Source organism: Streptomyces sp. NPDC090442, from assembly GCF_044769405.1.
Taxonomy (GTDB): domain Bacteria; phylum Actinomycetota; class Actinomycetes; order Streptomycetales; family Streptomycetaceae; genus Streptomyces.
The window spans coordinates 100,089-120,029 of record NZ_JBIVXW010000011.1; the positions used below are offsets into that span (position 1 = coordinate 100,089).

Annotated in this window: 14 protein-coding genes; 5 read left to right on the forward strand and 9 right to left on the reverse strand. The window is 73.3% G+C overall.

Annotation, left to right across the window (positions count from 1 at the left end):
• Positions 1–90: 90 nt before the first annotated feature.
• Positions 91–681: a hypothetical protein gene (locus ACIQU6_RS10895; RefSeq protein ID WP_274913006.1), complete on the reverse strand. Its 591-nt coding sequence runs from the start codon at positions 679–681 to the stop codon at positions 91–93.
• Between the two features lie 555 nt (positions 682–1,236).
• Between ACIQU6_RS10895 and ACIQU6_RS10900 the strand changes: the two genes are divergently transcribed.
• Positions 1,237–2,094, forward strand: a complete 858-nt coding sequence (locus tag ACIQU6_RS10900; RefSeq protein WP_403481303.1) for a methyltransferase domain-containing protein — start codon at positions 1,237–1,239, stop codon at positions 2,092–2,094.
• A gap of 75 nt (positions 2,095–2,169) precedes the next feature.
• On the opposite strand, the gene ffh is transcribed toward ACIQU6_RS10900, so the two are convergent.
• From ffh to ACIQU6_RS10925, 5 genes are all read right to left on the reverse strand, one after another.
• Entirely contained in the window at positions 2,170–3,720 is a 1,551-nt protein-coding gene (gene ffh, locus ACIQU6_RS10905; protein WP_403481304.1) for a signal recognition particle protein, read from the reverse strand.
• 748 nt (positions 3,721–4,468) lie between these two features.
• On the reverse strand, positions 4,469–7,018 hold the full coding sequence (locus ACIQU6_RS10910) for a [protein-PII] uridylyltransferase (protein ID WP_403481305.1): 2,550 nt from the start codon (positions 7,016–7,018) through the stop codon (positions 4,469–4,471).
• A 70-nt stretch (positions 7,019–7,088) separates the two neighbouring features.
• Complete coding sequence (locus ACIQU6_RS10915) at positions 7,089–7,427, reverse strand: P-II family nitrogen regulator (RefSeq protein WP_039632407.1); 339 nt, start codon at positions 7,425–7,427, stop codon at positions 7,089–7,091.
• The gene (locus ACIQU6_RS10920) at positions 7,424–8,773 is read right to left on the reverse strand and encodes an ammonium transporter (protein ID WP_403481306.1); all 1,350 of its coding nucleotides are present in this window, start codon (positions 8,771–8,773) and stop codon (positions 7,424–7,426) included. The genes ACIQU6_RS10915 and ACIQU6_RS10920 overlap by 4 nt, the downstream gene beginning before the upstream one ends.
• Before the next feature lie 169 nt (positions 8,774–8,942).
• Positions 8,943–10,436 carry a hypothetical protein gene (locus ACIQU6_RS10925; protein ID WP_403481307.1) on the reverse strand — a complete coding sequence of 498 codons (1,494 nt, stop codon included), beginning with the start codon at positions 10,434–10,436 and terminating at the stop codon, positions 8,943–8,945.
• Positions 10,437–10,913: 477 nt separating this feature from the next.
• Between ACIQU6_RS10925 and ACIQU6_RS10930 the strand changes: the two genes are divergently transcribed.
• Complete coding sequence (locus ACIQU6_RS10930; RefSeq protein WP_403481308.1) at positions 10,914–11,609, forward strand: bifunctional DNA primase/polymerase; 696 nt, start codon at positions 10,914–10,916, stop codon at positions 11,607–11,609.
• Between the two features lie 246 nt (positions 11,610–11,855).
• Here ACIQU6_RS10930 and ftsY read toward each other — a convergent pair whose 3' ends face one another.
• Together ftsY and ACIQU6_RS10940 are read right to left on the reverse strand one after the other, a co-directional pair.
• Complete coding sequence (ftsY, locus tag ACIQU6_RS10935; RefSeq protein ID WP_403481309.1) at positions 11,856–13,091, reverse strand: signal recognition particle-docking protein FtsY; 1,236 nt, start codon at positions 13,089–13,091, stop codon at positions 11,856–11,858.
• A 124-nt stretch (positions 13,092–13,215) separates the two neighbouring features.
• Complete coding sequence (locus ACIQU6_RS10940; protein ID WP_403481310.1) at positions 13,216–13,458, reverse strand: hypothetical protein; 243 nt, start codon at positions 13,456–13,458, stop codon at positions 13,216–13,218.
• A gap of 413 nt (positions 13,459–13,871) precedes the next feature.
• On the opposite strand from ACIQU6_RS10940, the gene ACIQU6_RS10945 reads away from it, so the two are divergent.
• From ACIQU6_RS10945 to ACIQU6_RS10955, 3 genes are all read left to right on the forward strand, one after another.
• The gene (locus tag ACIQU6_RS10945) at positions 13,872–15,371 is read left to right on the forward strand and encodes a purine-cytosine permease family protein (protein WP_403481311.1); all 1,500 of its coding nucleotides are present in this window, start codon (positions 13,872–13,874) and stop codon (positions 15,369–15,371) included.
• Positions 15,372–15,463: 92 nt separating this feature from the next.
• Positions 15,464–16,468 carry an LLM class flavin-dependent oxidoreductase gene (locus tag ACIQU6_RS10950; protein WP_403481312.1) on the forward strand — a complete coding sequence of 335 codons (1,005 nt, stop codon included), beginning with the start codon at positions 15,464–15,466 and terminating at the stop codon, positions 16,466–16,468.
• Between the two features lie 61 nt (positions 16,469–16,529).
• Positions 16,530–18,242, forward strand: a complete 1,713-nt coding sequence (locus ACIQU6_RS10955) for an ankyrin repeat domain-containing protein (protein WP_403481313.1) — start codon at positions 16,530–16,532, stop codon at positions 18,240–18,242.
• 93 nt (positions 18,243–18,335) lie between these two features.
• On the opposite strand, the gene ACIQU6_RS10960 is transcribed toward ACIQU6_RS10955, so the two are convergent.
• Entirely contained in the window at positions 18,336–19,754 is a 1,419-nt protein-coding gene (locus ACIQU6_RS10960) for a sugar porter family MFS transporter (RefSeq protein ID WP_403481314.1), read from the reverse strand.
• Between the last annotated feature and the right edge of the window lie 187 nt (positions 19,755–19,941).

The window sequence follows — 19,941 nt, forward strand, 5'->3', positions numbered from 1 at the left end:
CGGGGGCCCCGATGGACGCGTCAGCCGGAGGAGAGAGGGATCCTATGCGACTGTCGAGTACAGCAGGCAATTGTGCCACACGCCCGGAGGTCAGCCGACCGCGGCCACCTCGGGGATGCGGAAGGGCTTGCCGCAGCCGCCGCAGACGATCGGCGCCTGGGCCAGCACGGATGGAACGACCCGGACATTGCGCCCGCAGTCGCACACGGCCTTGACGCGGACGCCACCCCCGGAGGAGCCGTGCCGGGCGGCCGGCCCGCGGAAGCTGCGGGCGGTGTCGGTGGCGGTTGCGGCACTGTGGGCCTTGAGGGCTCTGGCGAGCCGCTCGATGGTGGGGCGGTAGCGCCGTCTGGCCTCGGGGTTCAGCGTGACCAGCGAGAAGCCGCTGCTGGGATGCGGCTCGTCGGTGTGGTCCAGGCCCAGCTCCTCGGCGATCGCCAGGAACCGGCGGTTGTGATAGCGGCCTGCCCGGGAGGTGTCGCGGATGCCGCGGGCGGCGGCGATGCCGTGGACTGCCTCGTGGAGCAGCCGTTCGAAGGAGAGCTCGGCGCCACAGGCGGACGAGGACTCTCCGATCAGGGATTCGGGCGCGGCCAGGTCCGGCAGCTCGGGGTGGTGCCGTTGAATGTCGGCCCAGGCGAGCGCCAGCTCGGCGGCGAGAACAGGCGGTGTCGTGCTCACGTCGTGACAACGAGCCGGAGTCGCCCGGTGTTCCGATTCCGGGGCATCCCAAATAATTTGCACGTACCGGTCAGTTTCTGGGCAGGAGGCGTGGCCCGTGCGTGGTACGTCGATCTGCACAGAAGGCGCCCCGCCAGTGGCAAGCCGGTACGTAGGGCGCGTACCCCCGCGTACGCCACATGGCGTACGCCGACCGCGCCTCGGGCCGCAGGTCCGAGGCGATGTTGCCGACGGTACGAAATGTCGTGGGCGCCGGTCCGTCCCGTCCACCGTAGGGCCGCGGGATCCGTCGCCCCGAGGCGGGTCCCGCGGGCGGGGCCGGCGCGCGGTCGACGCTGCGTGGCGGGACCGCGGGCCTCGGGGCACCCTGGAACGGCGCTCCGGGAGTGCACGGCCCGGCGCACACAGGGGCGCGCGGGAGCCAATCCCCGGCGCACCCCCTGGACGCCCGGTCGGTTGCGCAGTTGTCTGGTTCGCAGGGGGCGCAACGCTTGGAAACACGGGGGCGGACGGTACTGATCAGCTTCGGGTTCTCGGCGAATAGGGGCGCTATCGATGTCACCCACGCTCGTGCGGCACCAGCTTCCGAACACCGGGTACCTCCCCAGCGCCGGCCCGGCCGCGCCGGCCGGCACCCGCGCCCGTGCCCGCGACTGGGCGGAGATCCAGGAGCGGATGCTGGTCCCCCTCTACGAGGCCGCATACGACCGGCTGGGCATCGGGCCCGGCTCCCGGCTGCTGGGGCTGGGCTGTGGTTCCGGGCTGGCCCTGCTGCTCGCGGCGACACGCGGGGCGCAGGTCAGCGGTGTGGACGCGGACGAGTGCCGGCTGGAGCTGGCGCGCGAGCGGCTCACGCCGGACGGGATGCCGGAGGTCACCCGGCTGGTCAGCGGCGGGCTGGCGGACGCGGCGCCGGCGGACGCGGCGTTCACCGTGATCACGGCGTTCCATCCGGTGGGCTGCGGCGGCGGGGCGCAGGAGGTCGCCGGGGCGCTGACCGCGGCGGCGGCGATGGCCGAGCGCGGCAGCGCGGTGGTGCTGGGCGGCTGGGGCCCGGTGGAACGGTGCGCGGTGGCCGGGGTGCTGGGGGTGGCACGGCGGCTGGCCGAACCCGCGGCGAGCCTGGGCGCCGGCTGGCGGCCGGCCGGGCGGGACGACCTGGAGGAGCTGGCGGGCCGGGCGGGGCTGCGGCCCGACGGATCGGGGCGGGTGGCCTGCCCGTTCGGGTACGCGGACATGACGAGCGCGGTGCGCGGGATGCTGTCGACCGGGCTGTTCGACGCGGCGCTAGAGGCGGCCGGAGCACGGCAGGTGGAGAAGGAGCTGGCCGAAGCGCTCCAGCCGTACCAACGGGCGGACGGGACGGTCTGGATGGCGAACGTCTTCCGGTATCTGATCGCGCGCACCCGTTAGACGGGACCTCTGAGCGCAACGACCGAGCCCCCGACCACCGAGAGGTGGCCGGGGGCTCAGGTCAGTTCCGTCGCGTCACTGCATGAACTTCTTGAATTCTTCGGGGAGTTCGAAGTTCTGCGGGTCCTGGCCGCCCTGCGGCAGGCCGAGCGGGTTGCCGGCCGCGGCCGCCTCGCGGCGCGCCGCCGCGGCCTCCTCGTCGGCCTTGCGCTTCATCGGGTTGCCGCTCTTGCGCTTGCCCTTGGCCTGCTTGATCTGCTTCTTCTTCCGGCCGGCGCCGCCACCCATGCCCGGGATGCCGGGCATGCCGGGCGTCCCGCCGCCCTGGGCCATCCGCGACATCATCTTGCGGGCCTCGAAGAACCGCTCGACGAGGTTCTTGACCATGCTGACGTCGACGCCGGAACCCCGGGCGATACGGGCCCGGCGGGACCCGTTGATGATCGTCGGGTCCTGGCGCTCGGTCGGCGTCATCGACTTGATGATCGCGGCGGTGCGGTCGACCTCGCGCTCGTCGAGGTTGTTGATCTGGTCCTTCATCTGCGCCATGCCGGGCAGCATGCCGAGCAGCTTGGAGATCGAGCCCATCTTCCGGACCTGCTCCATCTGGGCCAGGAAGTCGTCGAGGGTGAACTCCTTGGGCCCCTTCGCCAGCTTGGCCGCCATCTTCTCGGCCTCTTGCTGGCTGAAGGTCTGCTCGGCCTTCTCGATGAGCGAGAGCATGTCGCCCATGCCGAGGATGCGGGACGCCATGCGGTCCGGGTGGAACGCGTCGAAGTCGTCCAGCTTCTCGCCGTTGGAGGCGAACATGACCTGCTTGCCGGTGACGTGCGCGATGGAGAGCGCGGCACCACCGCGGGCGTCGCCGTCCAGCTTGGAGAGCACCACGCCGTCGAAACCGACGCCGTCGCGGAACGCCTCGGCGGTGTTGACCGCGTCCTGGCCGATCATCGCGTCGACGACGAAGAGGACCTCGTCCGGGCTGACCGCGTCCCGGATGTCCGCGGCCTGCTGCATCATCTCGGCGTCGATGCCGAGGCGGCCGGCGGTGTCGACGACGACCACGTCGTACTGCTTGCCGCGGGCGTGCTCGATGGAGTCCTTGGCGACCTGGACCGGGTCACCGACGCCGTTGCCCGGCTCGGGGCCGTAGAAGGCGACGCCGGCGCGCTCGGAGACGACCTGGAGCTGGTTGACGGCGTTGGGGCGCTGGAGGTCGCAGGCGACCAGCAGCGGCGAGTGTCCCTGGGCCTTGAGCCAGCGGCCCAGCTTGCCGGCGAGGGTGGTCTTACCGGCACCCTGGAGGCCGGCGAGCATGATCACCGTCGGGGGCTGCTTGGCCAGGCGGAGGCGCCGGGTCTCGCCGCCGAGGATGCCGACGAGCTCCTCGTTGACGATCTTGATGACCTGCTGGGCCGGGTTCAGCGCCTGGCTGACCTCGGAGCCCAGCGCGCGCTCCTTGACCTGCTTGATGAAGGCCCGGACGACCGGCAGCGCGACATCCGCTTCCAGCAGGGCGATCCGGATCTCGCGCGCGGTGGCATCGATGTCCGCCTCGCTCAGGCGGCCCTTGCCCCGGAGGTTTTTGAAAGTACTCGCCAAGCGGTCGGAAAGCGTATCGAACACGGCGGTCGTCGATCCTCGGGGTCGGGGGCTAAGGTCCAGTCGGGTTCTAGGGTATCCGGCCGTGCAAGCGATCCGGCCCCTGCCCGAGGGGGGCGGGCGCCGTAGGGGGTGGACGAACGGATCCCGTAAGGGTCGGAGGCGCCCCTTGCGGGCCACAACGCGGGGGCGACGGAGGGTATTCCCGGGAGCACGTTACGCGGTCGGGGTCATCGGGCCCCGGGGAGCGGACGGCACGCCCCGTAGGGCGGGAGTCGAGCGCCCCGGAGGACGGGAGCGGGGCCCCGGGGGCGGTCGGCCTCTAATGGGCGTCGGTCTCTAATGGGCCTTTAGGGAACGGGGGTTGAGCCCTGGAGGGGCGGTTCTCCAGGGCCCGCAGGGTGGGGGGCCGGGCCTGGAGGCCGTGCTCCCCAGACCTGGAGGCGGGGATCGGCCCCTCGGGTAGTGCTCGGGTCGGAGAGCGCGAAGCTCGGCCCTGGAGGGGCAACGGTCGGGCTCCGGAGGGCGGCGGTTGGGCCCCGGCGGGGTGGCACTCCGCGTCCTGGAGAGCGGCGGCCGGCCCGCTGGGGCAGTGGTCAGGCCGGAGAGAACGGGGCCCGGCCCCGGAGGAGGGGCGGTCGGGCTCCGGAGGGCGGCGGTTGGGTTCCGAGGAGGCAGCGCTTCGGGCGCTGGGCAGTAGTGGTCGGCCCCTGGGCGCAGTGGTTGCGTCCGAGCGGGCGGGAACCGGGGCCTGGGGAGCGGTAGTTGGCCTCTAGGGGGCGGGGGTCGGGTCGTGGAGGGCGGACTCGACGGCCTCGGCCACCGCGTGGGCCGTCGGGTCGGGGAGGGGCGTGCCGTCGGGGTCGGTCACGTAGAAGGCGTCGACCGCGTTGGCGCCGAGGGTGCTGATGTGGGCGCTGCGCACGCTGACGCCGGCCGCGTCCAGGGCGCGGCCGATCCGGTGCAGCAGCCCGTGCGCGTCCTGGGCGCGCACCTCGATGACGGTGGCGGTGCGGGAACTGCCGGCGGCGACGGTGACGCTCGGCGGCGGGGCGAGGACCGCGCGGGAGCGGCGGGCGTAGGCGCGTTCGCGTTCGGCGAGGCGGGCGGCGATGTCCAGGGAGCCGTCGAGGGCCCGGACGAGGTCGGCGCGGAGCCGGGCGGCCTCGGGCAGCGAGCCGTACTCGGCCGCCACCCGCCAACTCAGCAGCAGCACCGGGCCCCGGCCGAGGGGGTCGAGGGTGCGCAGCTCGGCGGAGCGGACGGTGAGGCGGTGCAGGGCCAGCACGCCGGCGGACGCGGGGAGCACGCCGGGCGGCACGGCCGTCGCGGAGTGGTGGCCGGGCAACGGGCGGGCGGGGACGGCGATGAGGAGTTCCACACCGACCGGTTCCGGGGCGGTCGCGCCCGGGTCGTCCGCGGCGGCGTCCGTCGACCCGGCCTCGGGGCGGGGGCACAGGGTCAGCGCCGGGCCGCCGGTGCGCTGCGCCTCGACGGCCAGCCGCTCCTGTTCGGCGGTGGGGGCGTCGGTCTCGCGCGGGTCCGGTGCGGGGCCGCCGGCGAGCCGGTCGGCGACGCGTCGGACGAGGCCGGCGACGAGCCCGGCGCGCCAGGAGCTCCAGGCCGCCGGCCCGGTGGCGAGCGCGTCGGCCTCGGTGAGGGCGTGCAGCAGTTCCAGGGTGCCCTGGCTGCCGACGGCCTCGGCGACCGCGCCGACGGTCTCCGGGTCGTCCAGGTCGCGCCGGGTGGCGGTCTCGACGAGCAGCAGGTGGTGCCGGACCAGGGCGGCGATCACCTCGGTGTCGCCGGGGCCGAAGCCGAGCCGGGTGGCCATGTCGCGGGCGATGGTCTCGCCGGCCACCGCGTGGTCGCCGGGCCAGCCCTTGCCGATGTCGTGCAGCAGGGCGGCGACCAGGAGGAGGTCGGGGCGGTGCACCCGGCGGGTCAGCGCGGCGGCGCGGACCGCGGTCTCGACCAGGTGGCGGTCCACGGTCCAGGTGTGCACGGGGTTGCGCTGCGGGCGGCAGCGGACCCGCTCCCAGTCGGGCAGCAGGCCGGCGATGACGCCCTCGGCCTCCAGGGCCTCCCATACGGGCACGGTGGGCGCGCCGGCGCCGAGGAGCGTGACCAGTTGTTCCCGGGCCTCGGCGGGCCAGGGCACCGCCAGCGGCGCGCCGGCCCGGGCGGCGGTGCAGCGGCGGATGGCGTGGGTGGCCAACGGGAGCCCGGCCTGGGCGGCGGCGGCCGCGGCGCGCAGCAGCAGCGCCGGGTCGCGTTCGGGGCGGGCGGTGCGGGCCAGCACCGCCTCGCCGTCGAGTTCGACGACGCCGTCGGCGAGCGGCGAGCGTTCGCCGCGGGCGCCGCCGCGGCCGGCCAACAGCCCGCGCAGCGCCGGTTTCACGGACCGGGCGCGCAGCACCCGGCCGACCTCGCGCCAGGTGACGTCGGCGGCGTAGGCGATGGTGCGGGCGGACTCGTAGGTGCGGCGGAGCAGGGCGTCCGCGTCGAGCAGGCCGAGGGCGCCGGCGACCTGGTCCTGGTCCTGGAGGGAGAGGCGGTCGGTGGCGCGCCCGGTGGTGCGGTGCAGGGCGTCCCGGGTGTCCAGGAGCGCGGTGCGGGCGGCCTCCAGTCCGTCGCGGGGGGCGTCGGCGAGCCAGGAGGCGGCGATGGCCCGTAGGGCGGTGGCGTCCCGCAGGCCGCCGTGGGCCTCCTTGAGGTCGGGTTCGAGGAGGTACTGGAGCTCGCCGTGGCGGGCGGCGCGCTCCTGGCAGAGCTCGCGGAGCTCCGCCAGCCGCCGGGGGGCGCTCTCGCGCCAGTCGGCGTAGGCGGCGGTGCGGACCGCGGCGGTCAGTTCGGGGTCGCCGGCGAGGTGGCGGGCGTCGAGCAGGCCGAGCTGCACCTTGAGGTCGTCGCGGGCCGCGCGGCGGGCCTCGGCGGGGGTGCGGACGGAGTGGTCGAGGTCCAGGCCGAGGTCCCATACGGGGTACCAGAGGCGGTCGGCGAGGGCGGCGAGGGCGGCGCTGGCGGCGCGGCCGTCGTGCAGCAGCACCAGGTCGAGGTCGCTGCGCGGGGAGAGTTCGCCGCGGCCGTAGCCGCCGACGGCGACCAGTGCGGTGCCGGTGGCGGCCGGGCCGCGGGAAGCAGGGGCGAGCGCGCCGGCCAGTAGGGCGGCGAGCCAGTCGTCGGTGAGGTGGGCGAGGGCGGCCCGGCGGTCGGGGCCGGTGGGGGTGTCGTCCTGGAGGAGCCGCAGCCGGGCGGCGGGGTAGTCGCCGCCCGTGCGAGCGGTGGCGGCGGGGTCTGCGGTCTCGACGCGCTCGGTCAACTCGGTTTCTCCTCGGTCGTGTTGTCCCCCGCGGCGCTCCGGTCGTCCCCCGCCGCCCGCCGCCGGCGGCTCACAGCGCGTCGGGTCCGCGCTCCCCGGTCCGCACCCGCACGGCCTCCTCGACGGGCACGCTCCACACCTTCCCGTCGCCGATCTTGCCGGTGCGGGCGGCCTTGACGACGACCTCCACCAACTCCTCGGCGTCCGCGTCCTCGACGAGCACCTCGATCCGGATCTTGGGCACCAGGTCGACGGTGTACTCGGCGCCCCGGTACACCTCGGTGTGCCCGCGCTGCCGTCCGTAGCCGCTGGCCTCGGTGACGGTCAGGCCGTGCACCCCGAACGCCTGGAGGGCGTCCTTCACCTCGTCGAGCCGGTGCGGCTTGATTACTGCCGTGATGAGCTTCACGCGTCCACCTTCTTGGTCGGGGATTCGCCCAGTGCCGTGGTCCTGCGGGCCGCGGTGCCGCCGCCCGCGCCGGCGAAGTCGTAGGCGGTCTCGGCGTGTGCGGCCTGGTCGACGCCGGTGATCTCCTCGTCCTCGCCGACCCGGAAGCCCATCACCAGGTCGATGGCCTTGGCAAGGACGTAGGAGACGACCAGCGAGTACAGCAGGACGCAGACCACACCGACGGTCTGCTTGCCGAGTTGGGCGAAGCCGCCGCCGTAGAAGAGGCCCTTGGCGTGGCTCTGCACGCCGCCGGTGGCGAACAGCCCGACCAGCAGCGAGCCGACGATGCCGCCGACGAGGTGGACGCCGATCACGTCGAGGGAATCGTCGTATCCGAAGCGGTACTTGAGGCCGACGGCCATCGCGCACAGCACCCCGGCGATCACGCCGAGCGCGATCGCGCCAAGCGGGCTGACCGCGCCGCACGCGGGGGTGATGGCCACCAGGCCGGCGACCGCGCCGGAGGCCGCGCCGAGGGTGGTGAACGAGCCGTGCCGGAGCTTTTCGTAGCCGAGCCAGCCGAGCATCGCGGCGCCGGTGGCGACCTGGGTGTTGAGGAAGGCGACCGCGGCGACGCCGTCGTCGTTGCCCAGCCAGGAGCCGGCGTTGAAGCCGAACCAGCCGAACCACAGCAGGCCGGCGCCGAGCATCACCAGCGGCAGGCTGTGCGGCCGCATCGGGTCCTTCTTGAAGCCGATGCGCTTGCCGACGACGAGGATCACGCCGAGCGCCGCGGCACCGGCGTTGATGTGCACGGCGGTGCCGCCGGCGAAGTCGATGACGCCCAGTTTGAACAGCCAGCCGCCGTCGGCCCACACCCAGTGGGCGACCGGGAAGTAGACGACGGTGACCCACAGGGCGATGAAGAGCGCCCAGGCGGTGAACTTCACCCGGTCGGCGAGGGCGCCGCTGATCAGCGCGGGGGTGAGCACCGCGAACATCAGTTGGAAGACAGCGAAGACGTAGATCGGGATGGTGCTGGTGCCCCAGAGCTGGGTCAGGCCGATGTGGCCGAGGCCGGCGAAGTCGCCGTTCCAGCCGATGACGCCGCCGGCGTCGGTGCCGAAGGCCAGCCCGAAGCCGTAGAGCACCCACAGGAGGGTGACGATGCCGAGGCTGATGAAGCTCATCATCAGCATGTTCAGCACGCTCTTGACCCGGACCATGCCGCCGTAGAAGAAGGCCAGGCCGGGGGTCATCAGCATCACCAGGGCGGAGCAGACGAGCACGAACCCGGTGTTGGCGGGGCTGAGCGTGGCTTTTTCCGCCAGGCCGTCTGCGAGCGGAAGGATGCCTGGGGGCATCGGCGTCTCCTCGTCGTCGATGCGGCCCGTGCGGGTGGGGGTGGGCCGGCTTCGCGATGAGGGTGTCGCGGCGCCGTTTCGGCCAAACCTTGCCGGTGTTTCACCGGGGTGACGAAGTCGTCCTGCGTGTTACGCCGCGATGAACTCCCCGTGCGTCGCGGCGGTCCGCTCAGCCGGCGACGGCGGTCTCCGGGAGCTGCCGGCAGAGCTCGTCGCTGAGCTCGACGACCTCGCCGACGGTGCCGAACTCCCGCAGGGCGGTGTCCACCGTCTTGCGCAGCCGGTTGTTGACCCGTTCGGAGCGGACCTGACGGGCGAACGGTATCGCCTGCTGGGCCATCTCGGCGCACCGCTCCGGCTCCTTCTGGAGCAGGTGGACGGTGGCCATGCCGATGAGGTTGAGCGCGTAGGAGCGCTGGTGCTCGGGATCCTTGGCGAACAGTTCGACGGCGCGGCGCATGACCGGCTCGGCGAGCGAGGCGTAGGTGGGGCTGCGGCCGGCGACGTAGGCGAGGTCGCGGTAGGAGTGGGCGTTCTCGGCGTTGAGTTCGGCCTCGGAGAAGAAGCGGATCCAGTCCGGATCGGGTTCGCCGGCGGTGATGTCGGAGAAGGTGTCCTCGGCCATCCGCACCGCGCGCTTGACCTTGCTGGGCTGGCCCATGCCGGCGTAGGACCGGGCCTCCATCGCATACAACATCGCCTGGGTGCGGGGGGTGGCGGTCTCCCGGCTGCCGTACTGGGCGAGGTGGACGAGCTCCAACGCGTCGTCGGGCCGGCCGAGATGGATCATCTGCCGGCTCATGCTGGAGAGGATGTACGAGCCGAGCGGGCGGTCGCCGGCCTCCTTGGAGGCGTGCAGCGCGAGGACGAAGTACTTCTGGGCGGTGGGCTGGAGGCCGATGTCGTAGCTCATCCAGCCGGCCAGCTCGGCGAGTTCGGCGGCGACCTTGAACAACCGCCGGGCGATCTCGGGCGGCTGGGGCTCCTGGAGCAGGTCGGTGACCTCGTGGAGCTGGCCGACCACCGCCTTGCGCCGCAGGCCGCCGCCGCACTGCGCGTCCCACTGCCGGAACATCGCGGTGGTCGCCTCCAGCAGCTCCAGCTCGGGGCGGGAGAGCCGGGCCGGGCGGCGGGGCCGCTCGGAGGGCGCACCGGGCTCGCCCGGGGCCGCGGGCACCGGCACCAGCCAGCGCTGCATCGGCTCGATCAGGGAGGGGCCGGCGGCGAGCGCGAGCGAGGTGCCCAGGAAGCCGCGGCGCGCCAGCATCAGGTCGCTGCGGGTGAACTCGCTGATGAGGTTGACGGTTTGGGGCCCGGCCCAGGGGAGGTCCACGCCGGAGACGGACGGGGACTGGTGCGCCGAGCGCAGCCCCAGCTCCTCGATGCCGACCACGCAGCCGAAGCGTTCGGAGAAGAGTTCGGAGAGGATCCGCGGGATGGGCTCGCGGGGTTGCTCGCCGTCGAGCCAACGGCGCACGCGGGAGGTGTCAGTGCTGATGTGGTGGGCGCCCATCTGGCGCGCCCGGCGGTTCACCTGTCGCGCCAACTCGCCCTTGGACCAACCGCTGCGCAGGAACCACGACCCCAACTGCGCGTTGGGACGTTTGACGGCGTCGGTGCCGTCCGTGCTGGTGGAGCCGGCGGTGCCGTCCGTGCCGCCCACAGGAACGCCCCCATTCCGATAGCGCTTGTCCGCGAACCACCCACAGGATGCCGCCTGTTGCGGCCCCCCTTCCGCGGTACATCTACCCGACCGCGGAATCCGGCCACACCTGCGGCCGTCGCCCCTCGCGCGTTGCCACGGGCATACGCGTACGAATGTTGCCCCTGCGGGTTCGTGCACCGAAAGTAATCCTACGATCACGCCCGTCGGGAGGGCGATTGCAGAAACGCCACCATTCGCCACCCCTTTGAATGAACTCCCCGGCCGCCTCTCGCGATTGACTTGACACAGGTCGTCCGGGCGCGGGCGGAGCGGTGCACGCGAGGGCGTGCGGACCGAGCCTCGCCACCCGGCGCGTGACGGCACACCACCGGCACCGCAATGCGCCGACGGAGCGTGAACACCAGCGTGAAGAACCGTCTCCTCGTCAACTCGCCGACTCGTCACCACTCATCCGCACCACCCGAAGGAGGGGGCATGGGTTTCACGATCGGCGGCATCCGGGACCTCCGTTCCGGCTCGCGCCGCCGCGTCCGCTCCGCCGAAGGCACCGCGGCGGCGGAGTACACCGGGCTGTGGGGCTGGGACGTCGTCCCCGGCGCGCGCGCCGTGCGGGCCGGCGGCCGGACGGTGTGCTCGTGCGGGGCCGCCAACTGCCCGTCCCCGGGCGCCCATCCGCTCTCCTTCGCCCGCGAGGTGCCGGCCGGCGCCACGCTGGAGAAGGCGGTCGCCGCCTGGGCGGAGACGCCGGGCGCCGCGGTGCTGCTCCCGGTGGGCCGGTCCTTCGACGTCCTGGACGTGCCGCAGGACGCGGGCCGGGGCGCGCTGGTGCGGCTGGAGCGGATGGGCCTGCCACTGGGGCCGGTGGCCGCCACGCCCACCGGGCGCGCGCTGTTCTTCGTCGCCCCGGGGGCGGCCGACGCGCTGCCCGACCTCCTCTACCGCATGGGGTGGGACGACGCGGATCTGGACCTGCGCCCGTTGGGCACCGGCGACCACGTCACCGCGCCGCCGTCCGACCTCGGTGGCCGGGGGCCGATGCGCTGGCTGCGCCAGCCGGTCCTGGACACCGCCGGCTGCCCGCCGCAGGCCCGGCTGCTGCTGGGTGCGCTGGCGTATGTGTGCAACCGGGCGGCCTCCGGTGCGGCGGTGTCCGGCCCGCCGGGGCGCTGAGCCGGCGCGCGCCGTGGCGGCCGGGGCGCGCGGGCGGGCCCGGCCGTCGTCGTCATCTCCCGCCCCGCGCGGCCGCATTGGCCGGATGTGATCCCCGGCGACACCCGCCCGCCGGCTTGGCTTGATCCGAACGCTCGGGGCGGGGCTCCCGGTGGCCCGACCCCGCCGTCCTACGGGAACGGCGGCGGCCCCCGGTACCCGTCGTCCACGGGTACCGGGGGCCGCCGCCGTCGCGCCGTGCCGCCGTCAGTCGATCAACGCGTCCACGAACGCCTCGGGCTCGAACGGCGCCAGGTCGTCCGGACCCTCACCCAGGCCGACCAGCTTGACCGGGACGCCCAGTTCGCGCTGGACGGCGATGATGATGCCGCCCTTGGCGGTGCCGTCCAGCTTGGTGAGCACCACGCCGGTGATGTCCACGACCTCGGCGAAGACCCGCGCCTGGACGAGGCCGTTCTGGCCGGTGGTGGCGTCCAGGACGAGCAGCACCTCGCCGACCGGGCCGTGCTTCTCGACGACCCGCTTCACCTTGCCGAGCTCGTCCATCAGCCCGGTCTTGGTGTGCAGCCGGCCGGCGGTGTCGATCAGCACGACGTCGGCGGACTCGGCGATGCCCTCCTTGACCGCGTCGAAGGCGATCGACGCCGGGTCGCCGCCCTCGGGGCCGCGGACCGTACGGGCGCCGACCCGCTCGCCCCAGGTCTGGAGCTGGTCGGCGGCGGCGGCGCGGAAGGTGTCCGCCGCGCCGAGCACCACGGACTTGCCGTCGGCGACCAGGACGCGGGCCAGCTTGCCGGTGGTGGTGGTCTTGCCGGTGCCGTTGACGCCGACGACCATCACCACGCCGGGGATCTCGTCGCCGCCGTTGCCGACGGCGCCGTCGGTGTGCACGGTGCGGTCCACGTCGGTGCCGATGAGGGCGAGCAGCTCCTCGCGGAGCAGCTTGCGGAGCTCCTCGGGGCTGCGGGTGCCCAGCACCTTGACCCGCTCGCGGAGCCGGTCGACGAGTTCCTGGGTGGGGGTGACGCCGACGTCGGCGGTGAGGAGGGTGTCCTCGATCTCCTCCCAGGTGTCCTCGTCGAGGTGTTCCCGCGACAGCAGGGTCAGCAGGCCCTTGCCGAGGGTGTTCTGGGAGCGGGCGAGTCGGGCGCGCAGCCGCACCAGGCGGCCGGCGGTCGGCTCGGGGACCTCGACGGCGGGGGCGGCGGGCGCCTCCGGCTCGGCGGACGGCGCCTCGGCCTCGGCCTCGGGAGCCTCGGCCGTGGGCAGCTCGACTTCTTCGATGGTGCGACGTTCTTCGTCGCGGGGGGTCTCGGCCTCCTCGCCGACCTGCGGTTCGACGGGGGGCGCGGTGACGGAGGGCTTGGGGGCGGCCGGCGGGGGCGGCGGCAGCTGTTTCTTCTTGCGGCCGGTGACGACCAGCCCGCTGATCGCGCCGAGCACGACCACGGCGATGACTACGGCAAGGATGACGGTTTCCATAACCCCTCCAGTATCAGCCACACCCCGCCGCGGACGGCCGCACGCGCCCGGGGGCCCGTCCCGGTTGCCGGCGGGGTTCTCTCAACTCCCGCGGGCCCTGGGTGATCCCGGTCGGGAACCCGCCTCAGGACTCCCTGCGCTCCTCGGTTCGCCAGCGCTCCAGGGTGGGGTCGCGGTCGGACTCGTACATCCCCGATCCCTGGCAGTGGCGGCACTCGCCGGCCCGCTGAACGGTCTCGTACGGGCCGCGGAACGGGTCGACGCCGGGGGCGTAGGCCAGGGCCTGGGACACATAGCCGGTGCCCTGGCACCACTGGCATGTCTTGGCGGGCACATCGGCCTCCTGGGCGGGTTCGCTGTCGTTCATCGAGTTCACCTTGCACCAATTCCGCCGCGCCATGCCCCGAGGGGCGGGATCGCGCCGCCCGGTGGCAGCGCGCCCGCGCTCAAACGAGACGTACGTCTCTCCGACGGGCCCCGGGCGAGGGCCGGGAGCCGGCCGACGTCGGGCGAGCGGGGCGGTAGGGGCGTCCCCTGCGTCTTGTATGTCCTGATCACGGGGGTGTGACTGGATTCATCGACAGCCTCCGCGCTCCGTGCGATCGTCAGGGAGTCCAAGCGGACGGATCGAAAGAACTTGGAACAAAGTACGATGGTCGGCGGCTGAGCAACGCGCGTAGAGTCCTGGCAACCACTTTTCTGGCCAGGCACCACAGCCGCTGCCTGCACCTCCTCTCCCGGGGGTGCCACCCAGACCCCCGCACGGAGACAGCTGCACCCATGGGCACCAGCACCACGTCTGCATCCACGTCCACTTCCGACGCCGACGGCGCCGTCGAGACCCGCGGCATCGAGCCGGTCCCGGATCACGAACGCCGGGGGCGGGTCCGGGAGCTCTTCCCGACCTGGGTGGCGGCGAACATCAGCGTGCTGCTGCTCACCATGGGCGCCTCCCTGGTGATCAACAACGCCCTGAACTTCTGGCAGGTGCTGATCGTCGCCGCGATCGCCGCGACGATCTCCTTCGGGATCGTCGGCCTGCTGTCGGTCTCCGGGAAGTGGGGCGGCGCGCCGGGCGCGATGCTCTCCCGGGCCGCCTTCGGCGTGCGCGGCAACTACTTCCCGGGCGCGATCCTCTGGGTCGCCCGCTTCGGCTGGGAGACGATCAACGCGGTCAGCGGCGCCTACGCGATCCTGACCGTGCTCCGCCTGGTGTTCGGCATCCAGACCAACAACGTCCTGGTCGTGGTGACCCTGTTGGGCTTCGTCGCCTGCACCTTCCTGATCAGCGGGATGGGCCGCAAGGCGCTCAACGTCTGCAACAAGTACTCCACGTACCTCTTCAGCCTCATCAGCGTCGTCGTCCTGATCTACCTGATCGTCGAGATGCCGTGGGGGGCGATCTTCGCCAAGTCGCCGGGCAGCGGCGCGATGATGATCGCGGGCATCGGCACCATCGCGGCCGGCGGCATCAGTTGGGTGCCCACCGGCCCGGACTTCGCCCGCTACCTGCCGCACTCGGCCTCCGGCAAGAAGATCGTCGGCACCACCGTCTCGGGCGCGGCCCTGGTCCTGGTCCCGATGGTGGTCATGGGTGGCGTGATGGCCGTCTCCAAGCCGGAGCTGGCCAACCAGAACACCGACCCGATGTCCTTCCTCGGCCAGGTGCTCCCGTCGGCCATCGCGATCCCGTACCTGATCACCGCGCTGATCGGCATGATGCTGATCAACAGCCTGTCGATGTACTCCGCGGGCTTCACCGCGCAGACCATGGGCGTCAAGCTGCCGCGCGCCCTGGCGGTCAGCATCAACGCCGCCATCAGCCTGATCGGCGGGCTGTTCATGATGCTGGTGGCCAAGGACTTCGTGGGCCAGTTCATCGCCTTCCTGACGCTGCTCGCGGTCTCCTTCTCCGCCTGGATCGGCGTCTACGGCATCGACATGGCCCGCCGCCGCAAGAAGGCGGTCCGCTACCACGCGCCGAGCCTGATGAACATCGACCGCACCAGCCGCTACTGGTACAAGGGCGGCTTCTGCTGGCAGGCCATGACGGCCTGGGGCGTCGCCCTGCTGGCCGGCCTGTCGTTCACCAAGGTCCAGTGGTTCACCGGCCCGCTGGCCGACACCTGGGTGGGCCAGAACGGCCTGGGCTGGGCGGCCACCATCCTGATCGCCGCGGTGGTCTTCGCGGCGCTGCCGGCCGCCCGCGAGACCGGCACCCCGGAGCCGGCCCCCGTCGCGGGCTCCGACGAGGAGCGGTCGACCGTCGAGGTCGGCTGACCGGCGGCCGGATACCGCCCCTCCCCCTGGTGAACTGACGTATCGTCAGTTACGGTCCCCTTCGCCACCTGCTCTGGCGAAGGGGACCCGTCATGTCCGCCGGTTCTGCCGCACCCACCACGGTCCTGCGCTTCAACCTCGCCGGCCCACCGGCCGCGCCGGGCGACCTCTCCGCCCGTTACCGGGCCGCCGTCGAGATGGCCCAGTACGCCGACGACCACGGCCTGACCATGGTCCAGACCGAGGAGCACCACGCCACCGACAACGGCTGGATGCCCTCCCCGCTCGCCTTCGCGGGCGCCGTCCTCGGCGCCACCCGCCGGATCGGCGTCACCGTCTCCGCCCTGCTCACGCCGCTGCACGACCCGCTGCGGCTGGCCGAGGACCTCGCCGTGCTCGATCTGCTCGGCGGCGGCCGGCTGGTCACCGTCGCCGGCCTCGGCTACCGGCCCGAGGAGTACGCGGCGCACGGCAAGGAGTGGCGCGAGCGCGGCGCCCTCCAGGACGAGGTGCTCCGGGCGCTGTTGGACGCCTGGACCGGCGAACCGTTCCGCTACCGGGGACGCACCGTCCGGGTCACCCCCCGCCCGTTTACCCGACCGCACCCACCGCTGCTCATCGGGGGCGCCTCGCGGCCCGCGGCCCGACGGGCGGCCCGCCTGGGGCTGCCGCTCTTCCCCAGCGCCCACCTGCCGGAGCTGGAGCGCTACTACCACGAGCAGTGCGCCGCGGCCGGCACGACCGGCTGGGTGCTCCAACCACCCCGGCACACCTGCCTGTTGCACCTCTCCGAGGACCCGGACCGCAGCTGGGCCGAGCACGGCGACCACCTGCTCTACGAGGCGCGGCGGTACGCGGCCTGGCAGTCCGCCGGAAACCACTCCGCGGTGCGCTCGACCGCGCAGGACGCCGCGGCCCTACGCGCCGAGGGCGTCTACCGGATCCTCACTCCGGACGACTGCCTGCGACTGGCCCAAGAGGACGGCGCCCAGGGGACGTTGATCCTGCATCCGCTGTGCGGCGGCATGCCGGTCGAGGAGGGCTGGCGGTCGCTGCGACTGTTCGCGGAGCGGGTCGCGCCGCGGCTGGCGGACTGAGCCGGAGCGGACCGCGGGCGCGACGCGGTCGATTGTCAGTGCCGGGTGTCACGATCGGTGCATGAGCTTCTTCGACGGTCTGCCCGCGTCCGCCCCACCCCCCGAACCATCGCAGGACACCCTGGAGTTGGGCCCGTACGCGCCCGGTGACGACGAGGAGTTCGCGCCCGCCCACTGGTTCGTCCCGGCGCAGCTTCCGCAGGTCGCCGAGGCCGGCGCGGGCCCCGACGTGCGGATCCTGCTCACCGGGTGGGAGGTCTGGCCGGGGTCGGTGACGATGCGGCTGTCGGTCTTCCTGCGGCGGCTCCGTCCCGGCGGCCCGCCCGCGCCGCACGGCCACCCGGGCGACGGGGCGCTGCGCTGCGGGCTGCTGCTGGCCGACGGGCGGAAGGTCACCACCCTCGACGGCGCGCCCTGGCCGCTGGCCGAGCGGCGCGGCCCGACCCTGCGGATGAGCGGCGGCTCCGGCGGCGCCTTCCACTACCAACTGGAGCTGCACCTCTCGCAGTTGCCGCCGGCCGGCGCCACCCAGCTGGTGGTCGAGTGGCCGGACCAGCAGGTGCCCGAGACGGTCACGGTCGTCGACGCCGGGCCGCTGCGGGCGGCGGCCGGCGGGGCGCGGGAGGTCTGGCCGGACGCCGCGCCGCCGGCGGAGCGTGCGGAGTCGCGGGGGTTCCGCACGCGCGCCACGGGCCCGGCCGCGATCATGGCCCGGCCGGCCGAGCCGGAGCCGCGGCCGTGGGCACCGCCCGTGCCCGAACCGCCTCGCGGCGACTGGGAGTTCCTCTCCCCGCCCCAGTGGCGGGACCCCGCCGCGGTGCTGGCCCGCCTGGAGCACGGTGCCGACCCGACCGCCCTGGCCCCCGACTCCCCGGAGACCCCGCTGCATCTGGCCGCCGCCCACGGCTCCCCCGGGGCCGTCGCCGCGCTCCTGGAGTACGGCGCGGCGGTGGACGCCCCGGACGACCAGGGATGCACCGCGCTGTGGGGCGCCGTCTGCCATGGCGCCGCGGCGGCCGCCGAGGTGCTGCTGCGGGCCGGCGCGGACGCCTGGCGCCCGCAGCTCGGCGGCCGCTCCCCCGGCCGGCTGGCGCTGACCACCGCGCTGGCCCCGCTGTTCGCCGGCCTCCCGGGCGCGGTGCCGCTGTCGCCAAAGGAGCGCGCCGCCGTGCGGGACGCGGACGAGCGGGCGGCGGTCTTCCGCGGGGTGCGCGCCGAGGGCAGGTCGGTGGCGTTCGTGGCCGGCGTCGACGAGGCGGAGGCGGTCCGCCGGCTGGGCCGCGCCCCCGCCGACGGCCCCGGGCGGGCGCCGGCCCCCGGGGCGGATCCGTCCGACCCGGACTCCTGGGGCCTCGATCCGTACGGCGCCGACGCCCACCGCGCGGTGGGCGTGACGGGCGTGCCCGGCGGCTGCGTCCTGCTCCAGCCCGCGTCCTACGTGCTGGGCACCGACCCGCTGCTGGCCGCACTCTCCCCGGGCACCACCGCGTACGGCCTCTACGTCAGCCCCCGGGGCGGCACGTTCGGCGTGCTCGCCCGCGACGGCCGCGTCGAGCTGTCCGAGGAGCTCGGCCTCCCGCCGCTCGACGGGGCGCCCGAGGGCCACTGGACCCACCGCTTCTGGAGCCGCTCCCTGCCGGACGACCTGTACGACGCGAGCGCGCTGGCCTACGCCTCCGCCGCGGCCGGACTGCGCGTGCCGACCCCACAGCCCGTGATCGGCCCGCCCCGCCGCTGGGTGGAGATACCCGCCGACAGCCGGCTCCTGGCGTAGGCGGGCTCGGCGTGCCCCGTGCGGAAACCACCGCTGCCCCGACTCGGGTGAGTCGGGGCAGCGGCGAGAACTGAGGAGAGGGCTGGCGGGGAGTTAGCCCATCTCCTCCAACGCCTTGCCCTTGGTCTCCTTCACGAACTTGAGCACGAAGGGGATCGAGAGCAGGGCGAAGACCGCGTAGATCACGTAGGTACCGGACAGGTTCCAGTCCGAGAGGCTGGGGAAGCTGGCCGTGATCGCCCAGTTGGCGATCCACTGCGCGGAGGCGGCGACGCCCAGCGCGGCGGCACGGATCTTGTTCGGGAACATCTCGCCGAGGAAGACCCAGACCACGACGCCCCAGGAGAGCGCGAAGAAGAGGACGAAGGCGTGTGCGGCGATCAGCGCCACGGTGCCCTCGGTCGCCGGCAGGGTGCCGGCCGCGGTCTTGGCGGAGAAGGCCCAGGCTTCCAGGGCCAGCGCGACGGCCATACCGGCGGAGCCGATCAGCGCCAGCGGACGGCGACCGATCCGGTCGACGAAGATCATCGCGATCACGGTACCGATGATGTTGATGATCGAGGTGGTGAAGCTGTAGAAGAACGAGCTCTCCGGGTTGATGCCGACCGACTGCCACAGCGTCGAGGAGTAGTAGAAGGCGACGTTGATGCCGACGAGCTGCTGGAAGACGGAGAGTCCGATGCCGACCCAGACGATCGGCAGGAAGCCGCCCTTGCCGCCGAGGAGGTCCTTGAAGGTCGACTTGTGCTCGCGGCGCATCGCGTCCTGGATCTCGACGACCCGGGCGTCGAGGTCCACGGTGTGCCCCTCGACCTCGGCGAGCACCTCCTTGGCGCGCTCGGTCTTGCCGACGGAGATCAGGAAGCGCGGCGACTCGGGGATCGCGAAGGAGAGCAGGCCGTAGAGGACGGCCGGGATGACCATCACGCCGAGCATCCACTGCCAGGCTTCCAGGCCGGCGATGGTGCCGCGCTGCTGGCCGTGGGCGAGGTTGAGGATGCCCCAGTTCACGAGCTGGGAGACGGCGATGCCGACGACGATCGCGGCCTGCTGGAAGGAGCCGAGCCGGCCGCGGTAGGCGGGCGGCGAGACCTCGGCGATGTAGGCCGGGCCGATGACCGAGGCCATGCCGATCGCGATGCCGCCCAGGACGCGCCACATCGCCAGGTCCCACAGGGCGAACGGCAGCGCGGAGCCGATGGCACTGATGGTGAACAGCACCGAGGCGATCTGCATGACCCGGATCCGGCCGATCCGGTCGGCGATCCGGCCGGCGGTGGCGGCGCCGATCGCGCAGCCGATCAGGGCGATGGCGATCACCTGCGCGAGGACGGCGGACCCGACGTCGTAGCGGCTGCGGATCGCCTCGACGGCGCCGTTGATGACGGAGCTGTCGTAGCCGAAGAGAAAGCCGCCCATCGCGGCAGCCGCGGTGATGAAGATGACATGGCCGAGGTGGTCCGGCTGGGCCTTGCGGCCTTCCGGGACCGTCGGCTGCGCGGTGCTGGTCAACGTGAACTCCAGTGGCCCGGCTGCGCTGCCGGGCGTAGGGGGCTGGCCCTACAAGTGGTGCACACGTTGGGGGTACCCACCACTTGAAGGTAAAAGCAACGTTGCAGAGACTATGCCTTTAAGTTTCGAAGTCAATACCCGAAACCTGACGTCTTCCTCACCCGTCCAGCGCAGCCTCCATTCAAGT

Excerpts from the sequence above, each read along its gene's own strand:
- ftsY (WP_403481309.1), bottom strand. The coding sequence starts at position 13,091 with ATGGAAACCGTCATCCTTGCCGTAGTCATCGCCGTGGTCGTGCTCGGC.
- ACIQU6_RS10920 (WP_403481306.1), bottom strand. The coding sequence starts at position 8,773 with ATGCCCCCAGGCATCCTTCCGCTCGCAGACGGCCTGGCGGAAAAAGCC.
- ACIQU6_RS10940 (WP_403481310.1), bottom strand. The coding sequence starts at position 13,458 with ATGAACGACAGCGAACCCGCCCAGGAGGCCGATGTGCCCGCCAAGACA.
- ACIQU6_RS10950 (WP_403481312.1), top strand. The coding sequence starts at position 15,464 with ATGTCCGCCGGTTCTGCCGCACCCACCACGGTCCTGCGCTTCAACCTC.
- ACIQU6_RS10945 (WP_403481311.1), top strand. The coding sequence starts at position 13,872 with ATGGGCACCAGCACCACGTCTGCATCCACGTCCACTTCCGACGCCGAC.
- ACIQU6_RS10930 (WP_403481308.1), top strand. The coding sequence starts at position 10,914 with ATGGGTTTCACGATCGGCGGCATCCGGGACCTCCGTTCCGGCTCGCGC.
- ACIQU6_RS10900 (WP_403481303.1), top strand. The coding sequence starts at position 1,237 with ATGTCACCCACGCTCGTGCGGCACCAGCTTCCGAACACCGGGTACCTC.
- ACIQU6_RS10955 (WP_403481313.1), top strand. The coding sequence starts at position 16,530 with ATGAGCTTCTTCGACGGTCTGCCCGCGTCCGCCCCACCCCCCGAACCA.